The organism is Parajatrophihabitans canadensis (assembly GCF_053764775.1).
Genome location: NZ_CM132445.1, coordinates 571,500 through 595,952, shown reverse-complemented (window position 1 = coordinate 595,952; position 24,453 = coordinate 571,500). Strand labels below are relative to the sequence as shown.

General features: G+C 65.7%; 19 protein-coding genes. 10 read left to right on the top strand and 9 right to left on the bottom strand.

Annotated elements, in window-relative coordinates:
• Positions 1–26: 26 nt before the first annotated feature.
• Positions 27–821, top strand: a complete 795-nt coding sequence (locus ACSMXN_RS02865; RefSeq protein ID WP_022913767.1) for a 4'-phosphopantetheinyl transferase superfamily protein — start codon at positions 27–29, stop codon at positions 819–821.
• Here the strand turns inward: ACSMXN_RS02865 and ACSMXN_RS02860 are convergent.
• Together ACSMXN_RS02860 and ACSMXN_RS02855 are read right to left on the bottom strand one after the other, a co-directional pair.
• The gene (locus ACSMXN_RS02860; protein ID WP_022913766.1) at positions 802–2,154 is read right to left on the bottom strand and encodes a M1 family metallopeptidase; all 1,353 of its coding nucleotides are present in this window, start codon (positions 2,152–2,154) and stop codon (positions 802–804) included. The genes ACSMXN_RS02865 and ACSMXN_RS02860 overlap by 20 nt on opposite strands.
• Positions 2,151–6,128: a Pls/PosA family non-ribosomal peptide synthetase gene (locus ACSMXN_RS02855; RefSeq protein WP_081649167.1), complete on the bottom strand. Its 3,978-nt coding sequence runs from the start codon at positions 6,126–6,128 to the stop codon at positions 2,151–2,153. Before ACSMXN_RS02855 ends, ACSMXN_RS02860 begins: the two co-directional genes overlap by 4 nt.
• Positions 6,129–6,398: 270 nt before the next feature.
• On the opposite strand from ACSMXN_RS02855, the gene ACSMXN_RS02850 reads away from it, so the two are divergent.
• From ACSMXN_RS02850 to ACSMXN_RS02835, 4 genes are all read left to right on the top strand, one after another.
• Entirely contained in the window at positions 6,399–8,003 is a 1,605-nt protein-coding gene (locus ACSMXN_RS02850) for a serine/threonine-protein kinase (protein WP_022913764.1), read from the top strand.
• Positions 8,004–8,100: 97 nt separating this feature from the next.
• Entirely contained in the window at positions 8,101–8,802 is a 702-nt protein-coding gene (locus tag ACSMXN_RS02845; protein WP_027139545.1) for a TetR/AcrR family transcriptional regulator, read from the top strand.
• Positions 8,803–8,807: 5 nt separating this feature from the next.
• Positions 8,808–9,929 carry a winged helix DNA-binding domain-containing protein gene (locus ACSMXN_RS02840; RefSeq protein WP_022913762.1) on the top strand — a complete coding sequence of 374 codons (1,122 nt, stop codon included), beginning with the start codon at positions 8,808–8,810 and terminating at the stop codon, positions 9,927–9,929.
• 13 nt (positions 9,930–9,942) lie between these two features.
• A complete protein-coding gene (locus ACSMXN_RS02835) occupies positions 9,943–10,434 on the top strand; it encodes a metallophosphoesterase family protein (protein ID WP_027139544.1) in 492 nt (163 codons plus the stop codon).
• An 11-nt stretch (positions 10,435–10,445) separates the two neighbouring features.
• Here ACSMXN_RS02835 and ACSMXN_RS02830 read toward each other — a convergent pair whose 3' ends face one another.
• Complete coding sequence (locus tag ACSMXN_RS02830; RefSeq protein ID WP_022913760.1) at positions 10,446–11,576, bottom strand: dipeptidase; 1,131 nt, start codon at positions 11,574–11,576, stop codon at positions 10,446–10,448.
• The gene (locus ACSMXN_RS02825) at positions 11,573–12,229 is read right to left on the bottom strand and encodes an MBL fold metallo-hydrolase (protein ID WP_022913759.1); all 657 of its coding nucleotides are present in this window, start codon (positions 12,227–12,229) and stop codon (positions 11,573–11,575) included. Before ACSMXN_RS02825 ends, ACSMXN_RS02830 begins: the two co-directional genes overlap by 4 nt.
• 62 nt (positions 12,230–12,291) lie before the next feature.
• On the opposite strand from ACSMXN_RS02825, the gene ACSMXN_RS02820 reads away from it, so the two are divergent.
• Positions 12,292–13,698 carry a cryptochrome/photolyase family protein gene (locus tag ACSMXN_RS02820; RefSeq protein ID WP_022913758.1) on the top strand — a complete coding sequence of 469 codons (1,407 nt, stop codon included), beginning with the start codon at positions 12,292–12,294 and terminating at the stop codon, positions 13,696–13,698.
• Here the strand turns inward: ACSMXN_RS02820 and ACSMXN_RS02815 are convergent.
• Genes ACSMXN_RS02815 through pdxH form a run of 3 tightly spaced genes read right to left on the bottom strand, consistent with a single transcriptional unit; the run spans position 13,680 to position 16,731 of the window.
• Complete coding sequence (locus ACSMXN_RS02815) at positions 13,680–14,585, bottom strand: aldose 1-epimerase family protein (RefSeq protein ID WP_022913757.1); 906 nt, start codon at positions 14,583–14,585, stop codon at positions 13,680–13,682. The genes ACSMXN_RS02820 and ACSMXN_RS02815 overlap by 19 nt on opposite strands.
• Before the next feature lie 53 nt (positions 14,586–14,638).
• Entirely contained in the window at positions 14,639–16,033 is a 1,395-nt protein-coding gene (locus ACSMXN_RS02810) for an MFS transporter (RefSeq protein WP_022913756.1), read from the bottom strand.
• Positions 16,030–16,731: a pyridoxamine 5'-phosphate oxidase gene (gene pdxH / locus ACSMXN_RS02805; RefSeq protein ID WP_051148912.1), complete on the bottom strand. Its 702-nt coding sequence runs from the start codon at positions 16,729–16,731 to the stop codon at positions 16,030–16,032. Before pdxH ends, ACSMXN_RS02810 begins: the two co-directional genes overlap by 4 nt.
• Positions 16,732–16,977: 246 nt before the next feature.
• Here pdxH and ACSMXN_RS02800 point away from each other — a divergent pair, with 246 nt between their 5' ends.
• Positions 16,978–18,084, top strand: a complete 1,107-nt coding sequence (locus tag ACSMXN_RS02800; protein WP_022913754.1) for a citrate synthase 2 — start codon at positions 16,978–16,980, stop codon at positions 18,082–18,084.
• A gap of 17 nt (positions 18,085–18,101) precedes the next feature.
• On the opposite strand, the gene ACSMXN_RS02795 is transcribed toward ACSMXN_RS02800, so the two are convergent.
• On the bottom strand, positions 18,102–19,289 hold the full coding sequence (locus ACSMXN_RS02795) for an amino acid deaminase/aldolase (RefSeq protein WP_035944031.1): 1,188 nt from the start codon (positions 19,287–19,289) through the stop codon (positions 18,102–18,104).
• A 71-nt stretch (positions 19,290–19,360) separates the two neighbouring features.
• Positions 19,361–20,611, bottom strand: a complete 1,251-nt coding sequence (locus ACSMXN_RS02790; protein WP_022913752.1) for an MFS transporter — start codon at positions 20,609–20,611, stop codon at positions 19,361–19,363.
• Positions 20,612–20,675: 64 nt separating this feature from the next.
• Here ACSMXN_RS02790 and ACSMXN_RS02785 point away from each other — a divergent pair, with 64 nt between their 5' ends.
• The 3 genes from ACSMXN_RS02785 to sepH all read left to right on the top strand — a co-directional run bounded on the left by ACSMXN_RS02785 (position 20,676) and on the right by sepH (position 24,453).
• Positions 20,676–21,989: a D-arabinono-1,4-lactone oxidase gene (locus ACSMXN_RS02785; protein WP_022913751.1), complete on the top strand. Its 1,314-nt coding sequence runs from the start codon at positions 20,676–20,678 to the stop codon at positions 21,987–21,989.
• Between the two features lie 42 nt (positions 21,990–22,031).
• Entirely contained in the window at positions 22,032–23,162 is a 1,131-nt protein-coding gene (gene serC, locus ACSMXN_RS02780) for a phosphoserine transaminase (protein ID WP_022913750.1), read from the top strand.
• A 91-nt stretch (positions 23,163–23,253) separates the two neighbouring features.
• A complete protein-coding gene (gene sepH / locus ACSMXN_RS02775; RefSeq protein WP_022913749.1) occupies positions 23,254–24,453 on the top strand; it encodes a septation protein SepH in 1,200 nt (399 codons plus the stop codon).

The window sequence follows — 24,453 nt, the reverse complement described above, 5'->3', positions numbered from 1 at the left end:
CACGGAGAGGCGCGAGAGGAGTCAGCGTGACGACGTTGCGCGAGACAGTGCGCGCGGGAATTGCCGTGTACATCGCACAGCCGGTTGCGAACCCGTTCTTGCTGAGTTTGCTGGATGAAGCCGAGCGCGAGCGCTACTACCAACTGCTGCACGAACGTGACCGCGCCCGCTTTGCGGCGGCGCACGGGCTGACCAGGCTGGCTCTGTCGCGCACGGTCGGTCGTCCCCCAGCGGAGCTGGCCATCGAGGCGCGGTGCTTGAGCTGCGGTGGCCCGCACGGCAAGCCGATGCTCGCGAGACCAGCCGATACCATCGCGGACCAGGCCGCCAACTGCCGGGTTCACTTCAGCCTTTCGCACGCGGCAGATCTGGTGTCAGTCGCGATCACCGAACTCGGTCCGATCGGCATCGACATCGAGGCGGCGGACGGACTCGCCCTGCCCGACGAAGCAGCTGGAGCAAACGGAATCGCGGACGTCGCCCTGACCGCGTCTGAACGGGCCGCCGAGTACTACGAGAACAGATCCCTGAGCGAGCGGGACCTCCTTCGTTATTGGGTACGCAAAGAGGCGCTGTTGAAGGCAACCGGCCATGGCCTGGCCGTCGCACCGTCGCTGATCGAAGTGAGCGGCCCGGACGAACCCCCGAGGCTGGTTCGCTGGAACGCGCCGGATGCGCCGCTGTCGCCACCGTTCCTCGCGGATCTCGCCCTGGGGCCGGACTATCTCGGCTGCGTCGCGGTTCTCACAGGGCGTCCAAGGGCAACGCTAGAGATCATCACGCGGCGCGTCGACGAATGGCTTACCGGGACGGGAGTTTAGGCAGTTCGCGCTCGAACAGCCAGGCATTGAACAACCCGGCCAGTGGTTGCTCCCGAAAACGGCCGACATGCGCGATGAATCCTTCGGTGGTGACGTTCGCATGCCGATGCAGTCGCGTCCATTCCCGCAGCATGTCGAAGAAATCGTCATCGCCCAACGTCCGCCGCAGTGCGTGCAGCGTCAATGCTCCTCGTTTGTACAACCGATCATCGAACATCAGGCGGGCGCCCGGTGCTGCAATTACCAGGTCCTGCGGCAGTTCATCAAGCCGATCCCAATACCGCTTCGCCAATTTGTCGGCAGATTGTCCACCGCTGAATTCGGACCACAACCATTCTGCATAGCAGGCGAAGCCCTCATGCAGCCAGATGTGCTGCCAGCTGTCGACCGTCAGGCTGTTGCCGAACCATTGATGCGCAAGCTCATGCGCCACCAATCGTTCTTCGCCGCGTTGGCCGTCGAGGTAATTCGAACCGAAGATCGACATACCTTGCGCCTCAACGGGAATCTCGAGCTCATCCTCGGTTACGACCACGGTGTAGCCGGCGAACGGATACGGACCGAACAGTCGACCGAAGGTCACCAACATCTCGTCCTGGCGGCCGAAATCCCGTCGGAAGTCATCCTTTGCGGCGCGGGGTACCGCGGCGTGTGAACGTACCGTTCCTCCGGAGGTTTCCACCGTGCCGAGGTCCAGACGCTCGTACTGTCCGATCTGGACGCTTGCCAGGTACGTCGCCATCGGTTCCGGCTGGTCATAGACCCAGGTGGTCTGGCTGGCCCGCACCGATTTCGAGGTCAGGACACCGTTGCATACGACCTGGTAGGGCGAATCGGTGGTCATCGATATTCGGTAACTCGCCTTGTTGCTCGGGTGATCGTTGCACGGAAACCACGAGGGTGCCCCGTTCGGCTGCCCGGCCACCAGCACGCCATCATCGAGCTCTTCCCAGCCGACGTCGCCCCACAGCCCGGGTAGCGGTGCCGGGTTGCCCGAATAGTGGATCTCGATGTTCAAGCTGCTGCCGACCGGCAGCGCTTCCCTAGGCCAGATATGCAACTTCCGGCCGCTCGTAGTGAACTTGTGGACGCGTTGGGAGTTCACGGACACCTTGCTCACCTTGAAGCCGGCGAGATCGAGGCTCAGCCGCGTCAGCTCCTGGACGGCCACGGCGGACAGTTTGGCTATGCCCGTGAGCCGGTTACTCCTCATACGGTAGGTCAGGTCCAGGTCGTAGCGGCTGACCCGATAGCCGCCATTGCCGCTCTGCGGTAAGTACGGGTCGTCCGCACTTACCGCGCCGTGCCTCCCATCGTAGGTAGCCGGCTTCACTGGAGAACCCGCTCAGCTTGCTTGGCCCACGAACTGATCGGGTTACCGATCCACCGAGTCGCGGGCGGCACGTCCTCGCCGCGCATGACGAGTGAGGCTGGTCCGACCGTTGCCGAAGCACCGATCGAGGCCGCAGGCAAGATCACACCATGCGGGCCGAGAGTGGCGCCGGGCTCGAGGGTGACCGTGTCCATACGCATGATTCGATCATGGAAGAGATGTGTCTGCAGCACGCACCCGCGATTTACCGTTGCTGCATCGCCCAACGTGATCAAGTCCGCTTCGGGCAGCCAGTACGTCTCACACCACACTCCCCGGCCGATCTTGGCGCCCAGGCTGCGCAGCCAGACGTTCAGCACGCTCGTGCCGGAGGCGGCGCGAGCGAACCACGGCGCGGCCACCATCTCGACGAACACGTCCACGACCTCGTTGCGCCAGACGAAGGAACTCCACAGCGGGTACTCAACGGCCTTCGTTCGCCCGACCAGCAACCACTTGGCCACCGACGTCGCCGCTCCAGCCACGGCGCCGGCAACCAGCAGCAGTAAGCCGCTGAGCGCTCCGGCCCAGATGTAGCCGAAACGGCCGACCATCGCCTCCAGGGTGAGCAGGACACCGAAGCCGATGGCGACGGTGACCATGACGGGAATGATCCGGCTGATCTCGACTGCCGCTCGGGCGAGTTTCAATCGGTCAGGCGGGTCGAAAGTACGGCTCAGGTCTCCCCCGCCGGCCGCCCGTCGCAGCTGCACCGGCGGACTCCCCAACCACGACGATCCCTTCTTCGCCTTCTGCGGGGCGGCGGAAAGGACGGCGACCAGGCCGTTCTTCGGCACGACACGACCGGGTGCGGCCATCCCCGAATTACCGAGAAAAGCACGCTTACCGATCTTGGCCGGCGCGATGTGCAACCACCCGCCGCCCAATTCGTAGGAGGCGATCATCGTGTCGTCGGCCAGGAAGGCCCCGTCGCCGACCTCCGTCATCTTGGGCAGAAGAAGCACGGTCGAAGCCTCCACGCCTGCTCCAACCCTGGCCCCGAGCGCCCTCAACCAGAACGGCGTCAGCAGGCTTGAATAGAGCGGAAAGAGCAGGCTTCGGGCCGAATCCATCATCCGCTCGGTGGCCCAAACCTGCCAGCCGATCCGGCTGCGCACCGGATGATGACCTTCGGTGAGACCGAGTCCCAGTGCCCGCACGATGAGGATCGTCAGTGCCGCAAAGACGAACAACCACACCACGGTGAAGGCGGGGACTGCCGCCAGGACGCGTCCGATCGCCTGCCCGAGCGACCTGGGGTGTCCGAGGAAGGCAGCAAGAATCAGCACGCTGGGCACCGCGGCGAGCAACGGAAGCGCGGAGAGCACCGCGGAGGCGACGCCGTAGCCGAGCACCCAGGCCGGCGCTCGGGGCGGTCGCGTTGCGGGCCAACTGGGCGTCGCAGCACCGATCCGAACGGCGGGCGCACCCGCCCAGTGTTCGGCCTCCCCGACATCGCCTGAGACCCACGAGCCCGGGGCGATCTCAGCCTTTCGGCCAATCCTGGTGCCAGGCTCGAGCGTGCTTCGTGAGCCGATGGTGGCCTCGGCGCCGATCCTGATCGAGCCGACCCGGAGCAGATCGCCATCAACCCAGTAGCCGGACAGGTCAACTTCAGGCTCGACGGCGGCTTGACGACCGAGGGTCAGCATTCCGGTGATCGGCGGCAGGGTGTGCAGGTCGACGCCGCGGCCGACCTTCGCACCCAACGCCCGTGCGTAGTAGATGATCCACGGCGCCCCAGCGAGATTTGCCGCCCCGACCGCCTCGGCCAGTCGCTCCGCGGACCAGAGTCGGAGGTGAACGCTGCCGCCGCGTGGGTAGTTGCCCGGTTTGAGGCCGCGCAACAGCAATCTCGCGCCCGCGACAGAAATCGCCATTCGCCCTAGCGGGCTTATGAACGCCACGAACCCCGCGAGCACCCACCACCACGACACGGTCGGCGCCCAGCCATACGCTCCAACCGGCTGTCCCGATGAATCGGCAAGCCAGTCATGAAGAAGGTTGTTCAGTGCACCCAGAATCGTCAGCCAGCGCAAGCCGGCGAGCGTGTTGACGAACGCAGTGACCGCAATCTGCACGCACTGGCTGATCACCGGGGTTGGACGGACGGTACGCGGGGGCCCTGCGTCGAGGAGTGCCGGCGCTGACTTCTCCAGCATCGACGCCATGTCGCCCAAACGGGGATTGGCATAGATATCAGCAACGGTTACTTGCGGATTACGGGTACGCAGCGATGAAACCAGCCTCGCCGCGGCCAGGCTGCCGCCGCCATGGGCGAAGAAATCATCGTCGGCATCGGTGATTGCCGCGCCGAGCACCTCGGTCCAGCGGTCCGCCAGCCAGCCCTGGACCCCGTGTAAATCGTGGTAAGCCGAGGCACTGTTATCTGAGCCGGGCAACGGCCAGGGCAACGCGGCCCGGTCGACCTTGCCCGAGGTCCGAGTCGGTAGGGTCGCGACCGAGGCCAGCATCGGGACGAGCGCCGCCGGCAGCATCTCGCGAAGCTGCGCAAGCGCCGCCGCTTGATCCAACGCCTGGCCAGCTGCTGGGACGACATACCCAACCAGGATCTGGATGCCCGCTCTGGTGGTCTTCACCGCAGCCGCGCCGCCCGCCACTTGAGGCAGCGCCTGGAGCGCGGCGTCCACCTCGCCCAACTCGATCCGTCGACCGCCGAGCTTGACCTGCTCGTCCGCTCGGCCCTGAAATATCAGGCCAGCTTGCTCGTACCGCACGAGATCGCCGCTTCGGTAAGCACGATCCCAACCCAGACTAGGCATGGCGCCAAACTTCTCGGCGTCTTTCGCAGGGTCAAGGTAGCGGGCCAGGCCAACCCCACCGATGATCAGTTCACCGACCTCGCCAGCCTTGACCCGTCGCTGCTCTGCGTCCACCACCGCCAGATCCCAGCCATCCAGCGGTAAACCGATTCGCACCGGGCCGTCCTCGGTCAGCTGGGCCGCGCACGCGACCACGGTCGCTTCGGTCGGGCCGTAGGTGTTCCAGACTTCCCGCTCCTCTGACACCAGTCGTTCGGCGAGTTCGGGCGGGCACGCCTCGCCTCCGAAGATGAGAAGCCTGACGCTGTCGAGGGATTCTGCCGGCCACAGGGCAGCCAAGGTTGGCACCGTTGAGACGATGTTCACGCCCTGGGTGACCAGCCACGGCCCAAGATCCATGCCGCTGCGCACCAGAGAACGGGGTGCCGGAACCAGGCAGGCACCGTAGCGCCACGCAAGCCACATCTCTTCGCAGGAGGCGTCGAAGGCCACCGACAGGCCCGCCAGAACTCGGTCGCCGGGAGAAATTGGTTTATCGCGTAAGAACAATCTTGCTTCGGCGTCGACAAACGCAGCCGCGCTGCGATGGGTTACTGCGACTCCCTTCGGAGTGCCGGTCGAACCGGAGGTGAAGATGATCCAGGCATCGTCGACAACTTCGGGGGTCGGCACCGTCGCGCCAAAATCCCCCGCCTCTGAAGGCGCCGCCCCCAAAGCGCCCGCCTCTGAAGACGCTGACAGCAAAGGTGATTCGATCGTCAGGACGAGAGCGACCCCGGCCTCGGAGAATACCAACTCGGCGCGCTCGGCAGGGTCGTCCAAATCGACTGGAACGTAGGCGGCACCGCTACGCAAGATGCCCAGGATCGCGATGTAGAGCTCGTGTGTGCCCGACGGCAACCGAACGCCCACCCGGTCGCCGCGGCTCACCCCGGCCGCCGCCAATCGGCCGGCCAGCTGCTCGACGCGATCGATGAGCTCGGTGTAGGAAAGCGTGCTCGTGCCGTTGTCCAGCGCGGCGGCCCTCGGATGTGCGGCGGCAGTGGCATACAGAATGTCGACGAGAGTGCGGGGTGGCGGTGCGTATGACAGCCGTCCGAGGGGGTTTGTCGACCCCTGCTGTGGCAGGTCCCGGTGCTCGGCCTCGTCGATAGCGCTCACCTGATTCCTGTCTCACCGGTTTTCGGTGCCCGGAACATTTTGGCAGAAGAATGCGAACGCTGGCCCGTCTCCAGGCGTGCCGAATCCGCTGGCCGCCCTGCGAGCCTACTGAGATCGTGTCGCTGCTCAGTCCTCCTGGACACGACGAGCCGGTGAACCCAAGGTCTCAGCGCCGCCGTGGATGTGCTGAGAGCTGGCTGGTCTCTGGAACAGAGTCGTACGGGGGTGGCTCCGCGACCACGGATACCGGGTTAGCCTGGAATGGATCAGCTGAGCCAACAGCTTCGGGCACTGCCCTTGCTTGGGGGAGTTATTTCCGACCAGAAGGACCTCGGTCCCGATACCCAGGCCATGCCGCCTCTGTCGGCGATGCCGCAGACCGGTTGGGTGATCGCGAACCGATACCAAGTTCTCGATCGGGTGGGCGCCGGCGGTCTGGCTGATGTGTTCCGAGCTCACGACGGCCTGCTCGGCCGCGACGTCGCTGTGAAGGTATTCAGGTCACAGGGCGACACGGACGACAACATCGGCGGTAAGACCCGGCAGCAGCTCGAGCTGCAGGCGTTGGCCGGACTCAGCCACCCGAACCTCATCACTCTGTTCGACGGATCGATCGACGCCTCGAACGGCCCGGCCTTTCTGGTCATGGAGCTGATCACCGGACCGAGCCTGTCGGCCCGGATCAGCGAAGGGCCGCTTGCCGAGCCCGAGGTCCGTCAGGTGGCGACCCAAATCGCCGATGCTCTGGATTACGTCCACGAGCGGGGGATGGTCCACCGCGACGTGAAGCCCGCCAACATCCTGCTCGGCACCGATTCGTCCAACTACCCCGAACTCAGCGTCCGGGCCCGGCTCTCGGACTTCGGCATCGTTCGGCTGTTGGGCAGCGAGCGGCTCACGAGCGCGGACTTCATGGTCGGGACGGCCACCTATCTGGCGCCTGAGCAGGCTCGGGGTGCCGATGTCGGGCCAAAGGCGGACGTCTACTCGCTTGGGTTGGTGCTGATCGAGGCCCTCACGGGTGCACGCTCGTTCGAGGGTCCACCGCTCGCGGCGGTCATGGCCAGGCTGGAACGTTCGCCCGATATCCCGGAACAGCTGCCGCACCCCTGGCCGAACCTGCTACGCGATATGACTGCGACCGAGGTCGACCATCGACCCAGCGCAGCCGAAGTCGCACGGATCCTCCGTGGGGCCGCGACAACAATCCCGCCGATGGTGGCTGTGCCCGTCCCAAAGCCGGTCCCAGAGCTGGTCCCAAGGCCCGTCCCAGAGCCGGTTGCTGCAACGTCCGTCGCCGCAATGTCTGCGCAGGGGCCACCAGGTGGACCACCGCAGCAGATACCGCCCGAACAGGCGCCGCGCAACCAGCCGGGCCGACCGCCGGCAGGACAGTCAGCGCGGCAGCGGGTGATCGGCTGGGTTGCGGCCGCCGCGGTGGTCCTAGCGTTGGGAGCTACCGGCTTCGCCCTGGCGAACAGGGGATCGGACAGCAGCGGCCAGAACACTCCGCCGAAAGCGCCGGCCAGTGACGGCTCCACTACCGGCCGACCTGGCGGCGTCGGGCCAGGGGTGGTATCTCCCGCTGTGGAGGCGAGTGCCCCAACGACAACGAGCGATCCCGACTCGAGCACCGACAGCTTGCCGACCCCCAGCACGACGGCGAGCAGCAGCCCTGCGGACGGCGTTGGCGTCACCGCACCAGCGAGCAGCACACCAGCCGCGAGCTCCTCCGCGCCGACGTCGGCTGCGCCATCCAGCGGCAGCTCATCGAGCACCGCCGCATCGAGCTCCAACCCGCCGTCGAGCTCGCCGGCGACCTCACCGAGTGCGTCCGGGGCATCGGCGGCCGCCGCTCTGGGCTGACCGGCTCTGGGCTGACCGGCTCTGGACCCTCAACGCCGAACAGAGCAGCGCTCTCGTTTCGTTTTACCGATCCGGTTCTCGTGGCACACTGAGTCCCATGACTTCCGGATTGCGGGCCCGGGTGCGCGCCGAGATGACCAACGAAATCAAGGCCGCCGCCCGAAAGCATCTTGCGACTGACGGCGCCAACCTCTCGCTGAGGGCCGTGGCCCGCGACTTGGGAATGGTCTCGTCCGCCATCTATCGCTACTTTCCCAGCAGGGACGATCTGCTCACCGCGCTGATCATCGACGCCTACAACGACCTCGGCGAAGCTACCGAGCAGGCTGAGGGCAGCGTCGAGAGATCGGACCTGACCGGGCGCTACACCGCGGTCGCGCACGCCATTCGCAACTGGGCCCGGGCCAACCCGCCGGAGTACGCACTCTTGTACGGCAGCCCGGTGCCCGGGTACGCGGCACCGCAAAGCACCATCGAGCCGGCGACGCGACCGGTGCTGGTGCTGATGGCCATCCTGCGCGACGGCGTCGCGGCGGGCGTGATCGCCGCGGCGCCAGCGTTGCCACCGGGTTCACGGATGCCTAAGACCACTCGAGCAGACCTCAAGCAGGTCGCGGCGCTGCCCGATTTCGCCGGCATTCCCGAGACCGTACTGGCCCAAGGCATCGCGTCCTGGGCCCTGCTCTTCGGTCTGATCAGCTTCGAATTGTTCGGACGGCTCGTCAACACGATCAACGACTATGACGCGTTCTACGACTACCAGGTCAAGGCCATCGCCCAGGGCCTCGGACTGGGTTAGCTGCAATGTCAAAGGTGGCGGTCGGGCCTGTCCTCACCGACCTGGCGCTCAACCGTGCCCTGCTCGCGCGCCAGGGTCTACTCGGACGGTGGCACTTGCCGGTCACAGACGCGATCGAAAGGCTGGTCGGGCTGCAATCGCAAGCGCCGAACGCGCCCTACACCGCTCTCTGGGCGCGCCTCGATAGCTTCGATCCAACCGACCTCAGCACCTTGATGCTCGACCGACAGTGCGTGCGAATTGCCCTCATGCGATCGACCATCTTTCTCGTTACCGCGCAGGACTGTCTGCGGCTACGCCCGGTCATGCAGGCAGCATCGGAGCGGACTGTGCTCAGCAATGCCGGCAAACGCACCCAGGGCATCGACCTCGACCGACTGCTCGAACGGGCTGACGAGCTGTTCGCGGAGAAGCCGCGCACGCCGAACGAACTGGGCGCCCTGCTCGCACCCGAGTTCAGCGACTACCTGCCGGCCGACCTGGCATCGCGGGTACGAGTCGGCCTGGCCCTGGTGCAGGTCACCCCGCGAGGGGTCTGGGGCATGAGCGGAGCCCCCTCACACACGACCGCCGAAAGGTGGCTCGACCGACCGTTGGAGGTAAATCCGAATCCCGAGGACGCCATTCTTCGCTATCTGGCCGCTTTCGGGCCAGCAACCGTCGCCGATATCGGCGTGTGGAGTGGGCTATCCGGGTTGCGCGCACCGATAGATCGACTGCGGCCCGGGCTGAGCGTGTTCCGCAACGAGCGCGGCCAAGAACTGTTCGACGTGCCGGACGGCCTGCTTCCCGATCCGCAAACCCCGGCACCTGTCCGGATCCTGGCCGAGTTCGACAACATCCTGCTCTCGCACGCTGATCGCGGCCGAATCTTCGACGACGCCAACCGGATGCGATTCATGAGCGCCAACGGCCTGATCAAATCGACCTTTCTGGTGAACGGCTTCGTCGCCGGGGTGTGCACCGTCCTCAGCGCAAGATCAACGGCGACGCTAACCTTCCGGCCGTTTGGAGAGCTGACGAAAAGGACGCGCTCGGCGCTGGCCAGCGAAGGCGAACGGCTCCTCGAATTTCTCGCACCGGGTAGAACCCATGAGCTTGGCTTCGATGCGGCACAGCCGAGCTGACATGCTGGCGGGCATGAACGTTGCAGTGCTGTCTGATACCCATGCCCCGCGACGATGGCGAAGCTGCCCACCCGCGGTCGCGGCACTGCTGAGCGATGTCGACGTCATTCTGCATGCCGGCGACGTGTGCACGCCCGCGGTGCTCGATGAACTGTCCAGGTGGGCCGAAGTCCATGTCGTCCTCGGCAACAACGACGGTCCGGACGTTGCGGGGTGGGGCGCCGGCGAAACCGCCGAAATCGAACTGGACGGCTTGCGTGTTGCGATGATCCACGACAGCGGCACGGCTGCCGGTCGGGCACCGCGGTTGCGTCGCCGGTTCCCATCGGCCGACCTCGTGGTGTTCGGCCATTCCCACATACCGCTGAACGAAATGCACAACGGTCAGCGGATCTTCAACCCAGGATCTCCGACTGACCGCCGTCGCCAACCGCACGGCACGATGGGCCTGCTGAGGATCGAGCGCGGCGCCCTGACCGAGGCCCGAATCGTCCCGGTGACCTGAAAGTCAGAACGTCAAGACCGGGCGGAATCGCCCAGCACTCGAAGGATGTTCTCCGCGGTCAGGCAGGCAAGGTCCGCCTCTGACCAATGCCGATCGAGGAGTTCGGCGATCAGGTTCGGGTACCTGCTGACATCCTCGAGACCCACCGGTAACCGGTCGCAACCGTCGTAATCGCCACCGATGCCCACGTGGGCGATACCCGCGACTTCCCTGACGTGGTCGATATGATCGGCAACCTGAGCCACCGTCGCTACCGGGCGGGCATGACTGTCTGCGTAGCGGGCGATGGCTCTCATGCGGGCGTACCAATCCCGCACGTTCTCACCGCGACGCCTCATGTCGGCGCCGACTTCCTCGTCAAACAGGCGGCATTCCTCACTGACGAAGTACGGCACGAACGTGACCATGCACAGACCGCCGTTGGTCGGAAGCGCGGCAAGCACGTCGTCGGGCACGTTGCGAACGTGATCACAGACGGCACGGGCTGACGAATGGCTGAAAATAACAGGCGATTGGGTGACCGCAAGCGCATCATGCATGGTACCGACCGACACATGCGAGAGATCGACGAGCATGCCGATCCGGTTCAGCTCGGCCACCACCTCGCGGCCGAAATCGTTCAGGCCACCGTGCACTTCGACATCCGTCGCCGAGTCGGCCCATTCGACGTTGTCGTTGTGGGTCAAGGTGAGATACCGAACGCCCAGGGCATACATCGCGCGCAGCACGCCGAGGGAGGAGTTGATCTGGTGGCCACCTTCGGCGCCCAGCAGGCTCGCGATCCGGCCGCGTGACCAGGCTTGCCGCACATCATCGGCGGTGGCCGCGAAGCTGAGATGTTGCGGGTGCTCAGCGATCATTCGATGCACGAGGTCGATCTGTTCGAGCGTTGCCGTCACGGCGCGCTCTCCACGCCAGGTGGAAGGCACGAAGACCGACCAGAACTGGGCACCGACACCGCCCTCACGCAGCCGTACCAAGTCGGTGTGCGTTCGGGTCTGGCGTTGCGCAAGATCGTAGGCCGACGCGCCGGCGTCTCCGGCCAGAGCCCTCATTATCCGCAATTCGAACGGCAGATCGTTGTGCCCGTCGAAGATCGGATGTCTGGCGAGCACGCTGTCCGCCGGAGCAGAAGACGTCACAGCTCGACGGTTTGGCGTGCGTCCAACTGGGAGAAGTTGGTGTTGCCGTACAGCTCAGTGCTTCGGGTCACCAGGCCGCCGTAAAAATTCCTGCCGATCTCAGTTATCAACGCGTCGTGGATCTGAAATGCCTGCCTGGCCCGTACCGCGGTCGTGAAGTCGATGGTCTCGGACACCTTTGCCCACGGTGCATTCAGCGGGATCAGCACGGTGTCGACGATCGCGTTGGGCACCGTGTACGAGTCACCGGGGTGATAGATCGCGTCGCCGATCAGATAAGCGACGTTTGAGATCATCGGTACCGACGAGTGGATCAGGGCATGCTGGCCACCATAGGTCCGCACTTGGAGGCCGCCAGCGACGAACGATTCGCCTGGACCGACCGCGGTAAGCCGACCCTCGAACACAGCGATCTTTGCCAGTTGGTCAACCGTGTCCTTCGGAGCCCAGATCTTCAGGGCCGGGTTTGCCGCGACCGCGGCAGTGAGTCGGGCCACGTCGATGTGATCGGCGTGCTGGTGGGTGATGAGGACGGCGTCGATGCCGTCGAGCGCCTCGTCGACTTCGCTGAACGCCCCAGGGTCGACGACCAGTTTTCGATCGAGGTCATCGGAGATCCGAACACACGAGTGCGTGAATTTCGTCAGCTGCATGTCTCCAGTCCATCACAAAATCCCGCTCACCGGTTGCGGACTTTGTCGCATACGGTCGATGAATGCCGACCGTGATGTGGTTTCGCCGAGATCTGCGGGTCAGCGACAACCCTGCCCTGGCCCAAGCCGCCAAGGACGACGCAGTGCTGGGCGTCTTTGTCCTCGACCCGGCATTGGCGAGACCGGCTGGTGACGTCCGTTTGGCCATGCTGTACCGAACGCTGCGGGCGTTGAACGACCAACTGAGCGGGCGGCTCGTCGTACGGCACGGTAAGCCGGCGAGTGTGCTCGCGCAACTGTGTCGCCAGATACATGCAGACAGGGTCCATTGCGCGCACGATTTCGGTCCCTACGGCTCCGTTCGGGATGACGCCGTCGAGGTGGCCCTGCAGGACATCGGAGCCCAACTGGTCCGGACGGGGTCGCCGTATGCGGTAGAGCCGGGGACGGTGACAAACGGCTCAGGTGGGCCCTACCAGGTATTCACGCCCTTCTATCGTGCGTGGCTGGACCGGGGCTGGGAGGCACCCCACCCGAAACCGGCCGTGCGCTGGCTGCAGGCGAACAGTGATTCGATCCCGCAGGATCCGTCGTTGCCCGGCGGATTGACGCTTCCGGACGTCGGCGAGGACGCTGCGCTGAAGCGGTGGACGACCTTCATGGCCAAGGGAATCGACAATTACGCCGACCAGCGCGACCGACCCGATCTGGACTCGACCTCGCGGATGTCAGTTCACCTCAAGTGGGGCACGATCCATCCCCGAACCCTGCTGAGGGCACTGAACGAAAGGCCGCAACGCCCCGGTCACGGCGACAGCGACGGTCACGGCGACGGCGACAGCGGCCGACTCGACCGCAGTGGGCGGGAGGTCTACCGCAAGGAGCTTGCCTGGCGGGAGTTCTACGCCGATGTGCTGTACCGCCGCCCCGACTCGGCTCGCGAGTACTACCACCCCCGGCTCAAGGGATTACCGTATTGCTCGGGCAAACCGGCGACGGATCGCTTCGCGGCGTGGGCCGCTGGCCAAACCGGCTATCCGATCGTCGATGCGGGCATGCGCCAGCTACGCGCCGAGGGCTGGATGCACAATCGGGTACGGATGATCGTGGCCTCCTTTCTGATCAAGGACCTTCGCCTGGAATGGACTCTGGGCGCGCGGCACTTCATGCAATACCTCGCTGACGGCGACCTGGCCAGCAACAATCACGGCTGGCAATGGGTGGCCGGAAGCGGAACTGACGCTGCCCCGTACTTCCGGATCTTCAACCCGACCTTGCAGGGCAAGAAGTTCGACCCGCACGGGGACTACGTGCGGCGTTGGGTTCCCGAGCTGAATCATCTGGGCGCCAGGGTGATTCACGAGCCGTGGTCAGATCCCAACGGCGCGCCGGCGGGCTATCCCGAACCAATCGTCGATCACGCCGTCGAGCGGGATGCCGCCCTTGCCGACTACAAAGCGCTCGGTTGACCAACCGCGGCGCGGATGCCCCACTCGGCCGACCAACTCTGGCCAGGCGACAGTTCGATCAAACCGGCGCCGGAGTTGAACGCGTTGGCCGGACAGGTCATCGGCTCGATTGCGATCGCGGTTCGTTTGAAACGCTCCACGGGGGGCCTGAAGACCTGAACATACTTGAATTCCTCGCTCCACCAGAGTTCGGTGACATTCCCGCCGGCCTTGATCGTGGCCTGCGAACCAGTGAGGTCGGTGAAACCATGATCGACCTGCAGGTCGCCGACCCGGCGCAGTGGGCTCAGCTGGTAAGGCGTACCGGCGACGGGCTGGCGTTCGGTCGGAATCTGATGGTCATTGGTGAGCAGCATCGTCGAGGCCGGCACTTCGATCTCGGCGTCGGCGATGTCATGGCCATCAAGGTCGAGGTAGGGATGAAACCCAGCCCCGAACGGGGCAGTCGCGGCGCCATGATTCTGCGCCCTGAGGCCGACGGTCAACCCAGATTCAGCGGACACGGTATAGCGAATCTCGAACTTCAACTCGAATGGGTAACCGGTCTGCGGCACCAGATCATGACTGACGGTGACGTGGTCGGTGTCCTGCCCAGCGAGATCCCACCGCACCCAGCGGGTCAGGCCATGACTGGCGTTGTGCTGGGCAGGTTCGGTCAGCGGCAGCTGAAAATCGCTCGGGCCGAACGAGTACTTGCCATCGGCGATCCGATTCGGCCATGGCAGCAGGACGGCACCGCTGGACATCGGTGGCAGCACTCCGTCCGGCCAAGGCGACGTGATCGGACGGTCGCCGAACCACAACCCAGCGAGGCCTGCGCCCACCTCGGAGATGCTCGCCCGATACTGACCCGCCCGAATTTCGAACGCCTGCCCGGTGATCGCCATATTGCAGACGGTATCGGGCCGCGCAACCACCCAACGTGGCATCGTCCTGAGGGTCAGCGCTCCTGCGCGTCGGCGACAGCCGCATCCAACAGGCTGACCGGGTCAGACATCTCCCCCTGTGCTGCCTGCCCCGACACCGGAGCCGCGTCTGGCTCCGCCGACTCGCCCGGGCGGACAGCCTGCGCGTCGTAACGCCAGAACGGCCGGACCATCACCGCTGCAATGATCACGAGGACGACACACATCAGACCGCCGCCGACCCAGGAGAACGTGACCGACGTTGCCGCTGCCGTCGCACCGGCGCGGAGATCGCCGAGGCGCGGCCCGCCGGCCACCACGACGATGAAGACCCCTTGCATCCGGCCACGCATCTCGTCCGGCGCGTACGTCTGCAGGATCGTCTGCCGGTACACCGAGCTGACCAGGTCAGCGGCACCCGCCACGGCCAACAGCAGAACGGCCAGCCACAGCTGATGTGCCAGCCCCGACGCGGCCACGCACAACCCCCAACCAACGATGGCGCCGGTGAGCGCCACTCCTTGACGCCGGATCCGACCGATCCAGCCGCTGGAAAGGCCGGCGATCACTGCGCCGATCGCGATCGCGGCGTACAGCGGGCCGACCTGACCATGCCAGCGGTCCGCGGCGACTTGCGGGTACAACGCACGCGGCATGGCGAAGACCATGGCCACGATGTCGACACCGAAGGACATCAGCAGAACCGGACGGACCGCGATGAAGGACAAGCCCTCGATGACCGACCGGAAGCCCGCCTTCGGAGCCATCCCGTCCGGTGGGATGTGTGGCAACCGCAGGGCCGCGTACAACGCCATAGTGAACAGGATCGCGTCGATGCTGTAGGCGTACTGGAAACCATTGGTTCGGGTCACGAGCACACCTGCGATGAGCGGGCCGATCACCTGACCGACGCTGCTGACCGTGAAGGTCAAGGTGTTGGCGGCCGGTACGAGCTCCTTACCGACGATCCGCGGGATGATCGCGCCGCGGGCAGCGGAGGAGACTGCGAACAGCGCCGATTGCACTGCCATCAGGCCCAGGATGAGCGGGACGCTGTTGGCGTGCAGCACGGTCTGCGCGAGCAGCCCGAGGGTGACGAGCCAAACGCCGACCGAGGACAAGAAGTACAGCGTTCGCCGATCGACCACGTCGGCGATCGCGCCACCGTAGAGGCCGAAGATGACCAGCGGGATGAAGCCGACCAGACCTACCAAGCCGACTTGCAGCGAGGAGTGGGACAGGTCATAGACCTGGACGGGGACCGCGACCTGGGTCAACATCGATCCGATGAAGGCGGTGCCCTGCCCCATCACCTGGCGACGGAACGCTGGGATCTGCAACGGACGGGTGTCCACCGCGTGATGACCGAACCAGCTGCGGAAGCCGCCGCCATGCTCCTGGTCGGCGCCGGCGTTGTCGCTAGAGCTCACGGAGCAAGCCGCTCGACGATCCAACGCTCGCCGTGCGCGGCTGTCGCGGTCACTACCCGGCGGTATCGCAACCGATCATGCAGGCGGAACGGCCGGCCCTGCCAGAATTCGATCTCCGAGACTGCGATCCGATACCCGCCCCAGTCCGGCGGCGGCGGGACGTCGCGCCCTTTGAATCGCGCGGTGTAGGCGGCTAGTCGTTGATCGAGGACGTGACGTCCGGCGATGACCTCGGACTGCGGCGATGACCAGGCGCCGATCTGGGCGTCACGCGGCCGAGAGGCGAAATATGCCTCGGTCTCGGCAGCGCTGACCTTGGAGACCTCGCCGCGAAAACGTGCCTGACGCTCCAGCGGCAGCCATGCGAACACGGCCGCGGCTGTCGGACGCAACGCGAGTTGACGTCCTTTGGCCGAGTTGTAGTTTGTGTAGAAGACGATTCCGGTTTGATCGAAGCTGCGGGCGAGCACGGTGCGGACATCTGCCGAGCCATCGCGCTCCACGGTGGCAAGCTGCATCGCGTTCGGATCGGTGATTGCCGGATGCGCTGCAGCCTCGTCGTACCAGCGTTGCAACTGTTCCAGCCAACTCGGCGCCAGCGAATCCTCGGTCAGGTCACCGGCTTGGTATGAGCGCCGCACGGTGGCGAGATCGCGGGGAGCGGTCCCGGCGCCGTCGGAGCCCGGGGCGTTGTTCACAACTACATCTTCCCAGTCGAGGGCGGGCCAATGCCGCACTGGGGATCAATTACACCTGCCGGACGGTAGTGCCCGCTGGTCCCAAGCCGCCGCCGGGGCGGACCTGCATAGCTGACGTTCAGGAAGATAGGCAAGAATGGCCGGTTGGAAGCCCGGTCATCCCCGGCGCGACCGAACGGCTCAGCACCCAGCACGGCCGAGAACAGTCCGGGCGTCGCTGATCTGACAGATGATCGGAGATTGTGCATGTCCGACGATTTCAGCCCCGGACTCGAGGGCGTCATCGCATTCGAAACCGAAATTGCAGAGCCCGACAAGGACGGCGGCGCGCTCCGCTATCGGGGCGTGAACATCGAAGACCTCGCCGGCCACGTCACGTTCGGAAACGTCTGGGCGCTGCTCGTGGACGGCAAGTTCGGGCCTGGTCTACCGCCCGCGGAGCCATTCCCGATCCCGGTCCACACCGGTGACGTCCGAGTCGACGTTCAGGCTGCCCTGGCAATGCTGTCGCCCATCTGGGGCTACCGGCCACTGCTCGACATCAGTGACGACGAGGCCCGCGAACAGGCTGCCCGCGCCTCGGTGATGGCGCTGTCCTACGTCGCCCAGTCCGCCCGCGGCGTCGGCGCTCCTGCTGTGCCGCAGGCCCGGATCGACCAGTCACGCACCATCGTCGAACGATTCATGACCCGCTGGCGCGGTGAGCCCGATCCGGCACACGTCGCGGCGGTCGACGCCTACTTCGTCTCTGCTGCCGAACACGGTATGAACGCCTCCACGTTCACCGCCCGGGTCATTGCCTCGACCGGCGCCGACGTGGCAGCCGCCATTTCAGGTGCGGTCGGCGCGATGTCCGGTCCGCTGCACGGTGGCGCGCCGGCTCGTGTGCTGCCGATGATCGAAGAGGTCGAGCGAACCGGTGACGCGGCCAAGGTAGTGAAAGACATCTTGGACCGCAAGGAACGGATGATGGGCTTCGGACACCGGGTCTATCGCGCCGAAGATCCGCGAGCGCGTGTTCTTCGCCGGACCTGCGCGGAGCTCAACGCCCCGCGCTACGACGTGGCAGTCGCACTGGAACAGGCCGCGCTGAAGGAACTGCGCGAGCGCCGGCCCGACCACCCCATCGAGACCAACGTCGAATTCTGGGCGGCGATCGTCCTCGACTTCGCCGAGGTACCGCCGCACATGATGCCCGCCCTCTTCAGCTGTGCCCGTACGGCTGGCTGGTGCGCGCACATCATGGAGCAGAAGAAGACCGGCCGTCTGGTTCGGCCGTCCGCCCGCTACATCGGTCCGGACCCGCGCAGCCCGAAGGACGTCGAGGGCTGGGACAACATCGCCCACCAGTAGCTACATCTGCTGGCCGATCACCCGAAGTTCTTGCCCTCACCGCGGTAGGAGGGCACCTCGTCGGTGACGCTCGAGCCTGCGATCAGGTGCACGGTGTCGAAGCGCTCGAGCAGCTCGCCTGCTTTGGCATGCCGTAGCCAGACCCGGTCTCCGACGTCCAACGACCTGGCCCCGCGGCCTCGCAGCGGTGTCTGGACTTCGCCGGCCCCTTCGGTGCCGATGAGCTTCAGCCCATCGGTGACCGGCTGGGGTTGGCGCGATTTCTTGGCGGGACCGGAGGCGATGTAGCCGCCGCCGAAGGCAGTGGCAATGTGCTGGGCGGGTCGCCGAACGACGGGTAGTGCAAAGAACAGGGCCGGATCGGACTCGAAGTTGTCATAGCCGTCGAACAAGGTTGGCGAGTAGAGCCCGCTCCCGGCGGTTATCTCGGTCACCGTCGGATCGGCCGCTGACAGCTCGACGCTGCCGGTGCCGCCACCGTTGACGAACAACAGGTTGGCACCGGCCGTGCGTACGGCTGCCGCTACGGCCGAACGCCGAACGGCCAGATCCTCGGCCGAGCGCCGTTTCACCAACGCAACCGCCGGCGAGGTGTCCGGCAGGCCGGCGATCTGCGCGTCGTAGAACATCAGGCCGACTACCGAGAAGCCCTTACGCCGCAGCGCATCGGTGGTCAGCCGAGCTGCTTGTACAGGTGTGCGGATGGGCGATCGGCGAACGCCCAGATGGGCTGGGCCGATTCGAAGTGAGGCGTCGATGTCGAGACAGATTCGAAATGGCTGCCCGCTCGCTTCGCTTGCGTCAAGCCGCCCGGAACCGCCATGCTCGGCAATGAAGTCGAGCTGCCGGGAGTCATCGGCCATCAAGGTGATCTGAGCGCGTAGCTGGTCGTCAGTCCCGAGCTCAGCGAGGGCGCCGCGGTCGGCGCTCGGATACCCGACAAGCACATCGGTGAAACCGCTCCGGACGAGCCAGATCGCCTCGCGGAGCGAATACGCCATGATCCCGGAAAACCCTGGCCTGGCCAGCACGTTCTCCAACACCCAGCGGCACCTGATCGACTTGCTCGCGAGTCGGATCGGCTTACCGTCGGCGCGCCGGATCAGATCGGTGGCGTTGCGTTCAAGCGCCGCCACATCCAGCACGGCCAGCGGCGGGTCAAGGTGCGCGGTTGCCGCGGTGAGCCGGTGCGCCGTCGTGCCGATCACCGCACGGTTCCGTTTCGCTGCACGGCTCTGTTTCACTGCACCGCCGCGTCTCACTGCACCGCCGCGTCTCACCGCACCGCCGCCTTCGCTTGAGTGATTGGTTTCGGATCGAAGGCGGGCGCCAGGAACAGCAGGGCCAACGCGAGTATCACCGGCACGATGAAGCCGTAGCGCAGGCTCGTCGCGGTTCCGATACCGCCGACGGCGACTCCACCGATGATCGAGCCCACGTAGTTGAAGATGTTTACCCGAGCGACCACGGTCGCCACGACAGCGTCCGGCTGGCCTTGCGCCAAGGTCCCGCAGGCCGAAAAGCACAAGGGTGCCACCACCGGCAATCCACAACCGACGATGGCGAACCCGACGATGGCAATCCACGGCGACGGCGCGCAGATGGCCACCAGCAGCCCGGCGGCTCCGACCACCGCACCGATCCGTACCGTCGGCTCGATGCCGATCCGGCGAACGACCTGGTCCCCCGCCATCCGCGACACCAGCGCTGTCGACTGATAGGCCGCAAAGGCAACCGGAGCCAACGAGGACGAGGCCTTCAAGACATCATGCGCATACGTGGTGGCCCACGAGCCGGCACCGGCGTCGGTGACGTAGAAACACACCATCGCAGCCCCCAACAACAGAATGGGCCGCCATGGCACCGACACGGCGGGTGACGGGTTCTGCGAGCCGCCGGTCGTCGTAGCGGGGCCAGGGTCTGACTGCAGCAGTATTCGTCCTGCGAGCAGCCCGAGCGCGGTAACCACCAACGCCGCAATGGCAATTGACGTACCGAGACTCACCTGCAGCCGCTCGGTCCCCGCGACATACAGCGCGCCGATGATGCCGCCTGCTGACCAACAGGCATGAAATGACGTCAGGATGCTGCGCCCGTAACGGAACTGAATCGCCACCGCCTGCATGTTCGTGCCTGCATCGACGGCACCCAGGCCGAAGCCGTATACGACAAAGCCGCCGAAGAAGAGGACCCGGCTCGGCCCGAGGGCTGAGGTGGATGACGCGGCAATGGCCAGCGCGGCCAGCCCGATCCAGATCAGGCCCAACTGGAGGCTGAGCTTCGAACCGAACCTCGCCGCGACTGCCTCGGCACCGATGCTGCCCGCGCCGGCGATGATCGATACCACCAGGATGACGATGGTGATGCCGCCGTCGCCAACATCGAAGGCAGACTTGAATTGCGGTACGTGGGTCAACAACACGGCGAACAACAGCCCTTGCGCTCCGAAGGCAAGACTCGCCCCGAGGCGGCTACGACGCAGCTCCGCGTTCGCGGCCGAGATCCGGTCGGCCTGGGATGACACCATGTGGGCACTGTAGGGGAGGTCACTCTCGGCCGGCCGCGGCAGGCGTCCTATAGTCGGGCGCAGGATGGCGGAGAATTCGGGTACCTGGAGCAACTGGGCGGGCAGTTATTCGGTGACGCCGCGCCGCGTATCGCACCCGCGCACGGCCGACGAGATCGCTGACGAGATTCGCCGTGCGGGCGAGAACGACCTTTCGGTCAAAGCGATTGGTGCTGGCCACAGCTTCACCGACATCGGTGGGACCCGCGGTGTGATGATGTTTCTCGATCAGTTCCGGGGCATCACCTCGGCTGACCTGTCCACCGGCCTGGTGACCGTCGCCGCCGGCACTACGCTGGGCGAGCTCAACACCGCGCTGTGGAACATGGGGCTCGGCCTGTCGAACCTCGGCGATATCGACGCGCAGACGATCAGTGGCGCAATCTCGACAGGCACGCACGGCACTGGCGTGAAGTTCGGCGGCCTCGCGACCCAGATTCGCGCCTTGCAGCTGGTGACTGCCGACGGCGCGGTGCTGAATTGTTCGCCGACCGAGAACGCTGAGGTTTTCGCCGTAGCCCGGGTCGGGCTTGGTGCCCTCGGTGTGATCACGGCGGTGACCCTGCAATGCGAGCCCGCGTTTGCGTTGCATGCCGTTGAGACTCCGGGCAGCTACGACGCGCTACTGGAGACCGTGGGCGCCTCCGTGGCGAACAATGATCATTTCGAGTTCTACTGGTTTCCGCACACCAGGCGCGTTCTGACCAAGACCAACAACCGCATTGCGCTCGATGCCGCCAAGCGACGACGCGGACGCATCAAGGGCTGGGTCGACGACCAGTTCCTGGCCAACACGGTGTTCGAGGCGATGAACCGCGTCACCACCGCGCGTCCGGGTCTGATCCGGACGGCCAACCGCATCGCCGCCCGCGCTCTCACGTCGCGGGAGTTCACCGATCGGTCCTATCGGGTCTTCACCTCGCCGCGCAGGGTCAAATTCCACGAGATGGAGTACGCGCTGCCGCGCAAGACGATGTCCTACGTGATCGATGAACTCGAGGGCTGGTTCAAACGTAGCGGTGAAAAGGTCGGCTTTCCGGTCGAGGTCCGGTTTGCCGCGGCCGACGACATCGCGCTGTCAACCGCGTATGGACGCGAGACCTGCTATGTCGCTGTGCACCAATATCACCGTCGTGCGTACGAGAAATACTTTCTCGCCTTCGAGCGCATCGTCCAGTCGGTGGACGGTCGTCCGCACTGGGGCAAGGCCCACTTCAGGGTGGCTGAGAACTTGGCGCCGCTGTATCCGCTCTTCGACGAATTCGTCAAGGTCCGCGATGTGTTGGATCCGGATCGCCGGTTCAGCAACGACTACCTGCGGCGGGTTCTCGGTACCTGAGGTCAGGAAAATGAGCATGCGGCCACCTGGGATGATTGTCTGGTGACTGCCGCCCCGCCGACACCCGCCATCCCTGCCGAGCTCTTACCGCGGGACGGGCGCTTCGGATCGGGACCATCGAAGGTTCCCCCCGCGCTGCTGGCGGACTTCGCCGTGCGAGGTGTGAAGGTGATGGGCACCTCTCATCGCCAGCCGCCGGTGAAGACCCTCGTAGGGCGCGTCCGGGCGGGCCTGATGGCGCTATTCAAGCCGCCGGCCGGTTACCAGGTCGTACTCGGCAACGGCGGGTCTACGGCATTCTGGGACGCTGCGGCCTTCGGTCTCGTCCGTCACCGCGCCCAGCACCTGGCGTTCGGAGAATTTTCCGCAAAATTCGCTGCTGTCACCCGCGGTGCGCCCTTTCTCGGTGAACCCACCGTCCGCTCGGCCGAGCTGGGTTCGGTCGCCGGCCCGGTCTTCGAAGACGACGTTGACAGCTACGCCTGGCCCCACAACGAGACTTCGACCGGTGTGATGGCGCCCGTAAAGCGGGTGCCCGGCGCGAGGGCCGATCAACTACATCTCATCGACGGCACCTCGGCCGCGGCCGGGCTGCCGGTCGATCTGGCCGAGTCCGACGTGTACTACTTCGCACCTCAGAAAGGCTTCGCCGGCGAAGGCGGTCTGTGGTTGGCTTTCTTCTCGCCGGCGGCTCTGGAGCGGGTCGCTGCGATCAAAGCTTCCGGTCGGTGGTTACCGCCTTCGTTGGATCTGAGCATCGCGATCGACAACAGCTCGAAGGATCAGACATACAACACCCCGGCGATCGCCACGCTGTGGCTGCTGGCCCACCAGATCGAGGCGATTCTCGACGCGGGCGGCCTCGAGCACAGCACCGGCCGTAGCGCGGAGTCGTCCAAGCGGCTGTACGCGTGGGCCGAGGCGTCGAACTACGCTCAGCCCTTCGTCTCTGAGCCCGCGAATCGCAGCAGCGTCGTCGCGACGATCGATTTCAGCGCCGATGTCGACGCCGCGCGGTTGGCAATGACGTTGCGCAGCAACGGCATCCTCGACACCGAGCCGTACCGCGGCCTCGCCCGCAATCAACTACGCATCGCGATGTTCCCGGCGATCGATCCCGATGACGTCAGCGCATTGACCGCTTGCATCGATTACCTCATACCTCGCATCTGAGGGCATCGGGGCCGAGTTCTCGGCTTACCTATGTTCGGGCGATCGGCGTGGACGCTGCCCTTGACCGGCCCGGAGAACGTATGGTCGGACAATGCGAGAGCTCCATTTCGTGGGTCCAGGAGATGACGGCACCGTCATCGTCCAGACTGCGGACGGCGCGGAGCAGTTCAGCCTGCTGGTGGACGAGCGATTGGTACGAGCCGCACACCCCGACACGGCGGGAGCATCGGGGCCGGCTGGGCCCTCCGGGGGACCAACGACCGGTGGGAAGGAAACCATGATCGACATCCGGCCACGAGACATTCAGATGCGGGTTCGAGCCGGCGAGGAAGCCCAGACCCTCGCCGACGAGGCCGGTGTGCCGCTGGACCGGATCATGCGATTCGCCTACCCCGTACTCCAGGAGCGGATCCGCGTCGTCGACGAGGCGCGGCGGGGTCGAGCGCGCAACGGCGACGGGCAGACCGTGGACTTCGGGGAGCTGTTCGATCATCGGGTCGCCGCGATCGGCACCGAGCCGTCGACCGTCGTCTGGAATTCCTTTCGTCGGCCGGACGGCGGCTGGACGGTCGTGGCTGATTTCATCGCGCCGACGTTTTCCGGCGACCATGCTCCACTGCTGGCCAAGTTCTCATTCGCACTACTCAACCGGTCGGTCGCTGCGCTCAACGATGTCGCCGCCGATCTGCTCACCGGCCGGCCGCTGAGCGTGTTGCGCGCACCGGCTGAACCGGAGCGAGCCTCGCAGGTGACGGCCGAAGACACGGCCCCAGCGCGCGACTCGGACGGCGACCCAGACGGGGAGAACGACGCTCTTGAGGACGACAGTGGCTTTGGTGGCGACCGGATTGGCGACGGGGGTGACGACGCCGCAGGGGGCACCGTGGACGCGCCGGCTGAGCGCACTCCGCTAGCGGTCGTAGCGCCCCCGCCGTCGTCGCACAGCCGCTCACCGCTGCGGCTGCCGTCGCGGCGGCAACGGGCCCACACGCACCCGATTCCGGTGCCGATGGATGACGAGATGTTCGACGACCTGTTCGACCAGGACGCGGCAGATCCGGCCGGTAACGGTGGTTGGCACGAGCCCCCGCTGCCGCTCGATCTGGGTGCGAACGTTGACCAGCGACAGTCGGGGGATCAGCCCGGCGATCCGAGCGCGGCGACCGATGAGCCCGCCGCTGACCAGTCGGGCGGCGACAACAGCCACCGCCGCTCTGGACGCGCCGGCGACAAGCCGCGAATGCCATCCTGGGACGACATCCTGCTCGGGGTACGCCGCAAGTCCGACTGA

Bases quoted from the DNA above. Each gene is read 5' to 3' on its own strand.
- ACSMXN_RS02825 (WP_022913759.1), bottom strand. From the start codon at position 12,229: ATGCAGCTGACGAAATTCACGCACTCGTGTGTTCGGATCTCCGATGAC.
- ACSMXN_RS02815 (WP_022913757.1), bottom strand. From the start codon at position 14,585: ATGGCGATCACCGGGCAGGCGTTCGAAATTCGGGCGGGTCAGTATCGG.
- ACSMXN_RS02820 (WP_022913758.1), top strand. From the start codon at position 12,292: ATGCCGACCGTGATGTGGTTTCGCCGAGATCTGCGGGTCAGCGACAAC.
- ACSMXN_RS02790 (WP_022913752.1), bottom strand. From the start codon at position 20,611: ATGGTGTCATCCCAGGCCGACCGGATCTCGGCCGCGAACGCGGAGCTG.
- ACSMXN_RS02800 (WP_022913754.1), top strand. From the start codon at position 16,978: ATGTCCGACGATTTCAGCCCCGGACTCGAGGGCGTCATCGCATTCGAA.
- ACSMXN_RS02845 (WP_027139545.1), top strand. From the start codon at position 8,101: ATGACTTCCGGATTGCGGGCCCGGGTGCGCGCCGAGATGACCAACGAA.
- sepH (WP_022913749.1), top strand. From the start codon at position 23,254: ATGCGAGAGCTCCATTTCGTGGGTCCAGGAGATGACGGCACCGTCATC.
- ACSMXN_RS02835 (WP_027139544.1), top strand. From the start codon at position 9,943: ATGAACGTTGCAGTGCTGTCTGATACCCATGCCCCGCGACGATGGCGA.
- ACSMXN_RS02785 (WP_022913751.1), top strand. From the start codon at position 20,676: ATGGCGGAGAATTCGGGTACCTGGAGCAACTGGGCGGGCAGTTATTCG.
- ACSMXN_RS02850 (WP_022913764.1), top strand. From the start codon at position 6,399: ATGGATCAGCTGAGCCAACAGCTTCGGGCACTGCCCTTGCTTGGGGGA.
- ACSMXN_RS02840 (WP_022913762.1), top strand. From the start codon at position 8,808: ATGTCAAAGGTGGCGGTCGGGCCTGTCCTCACCGACCTGGCGCTCAAC.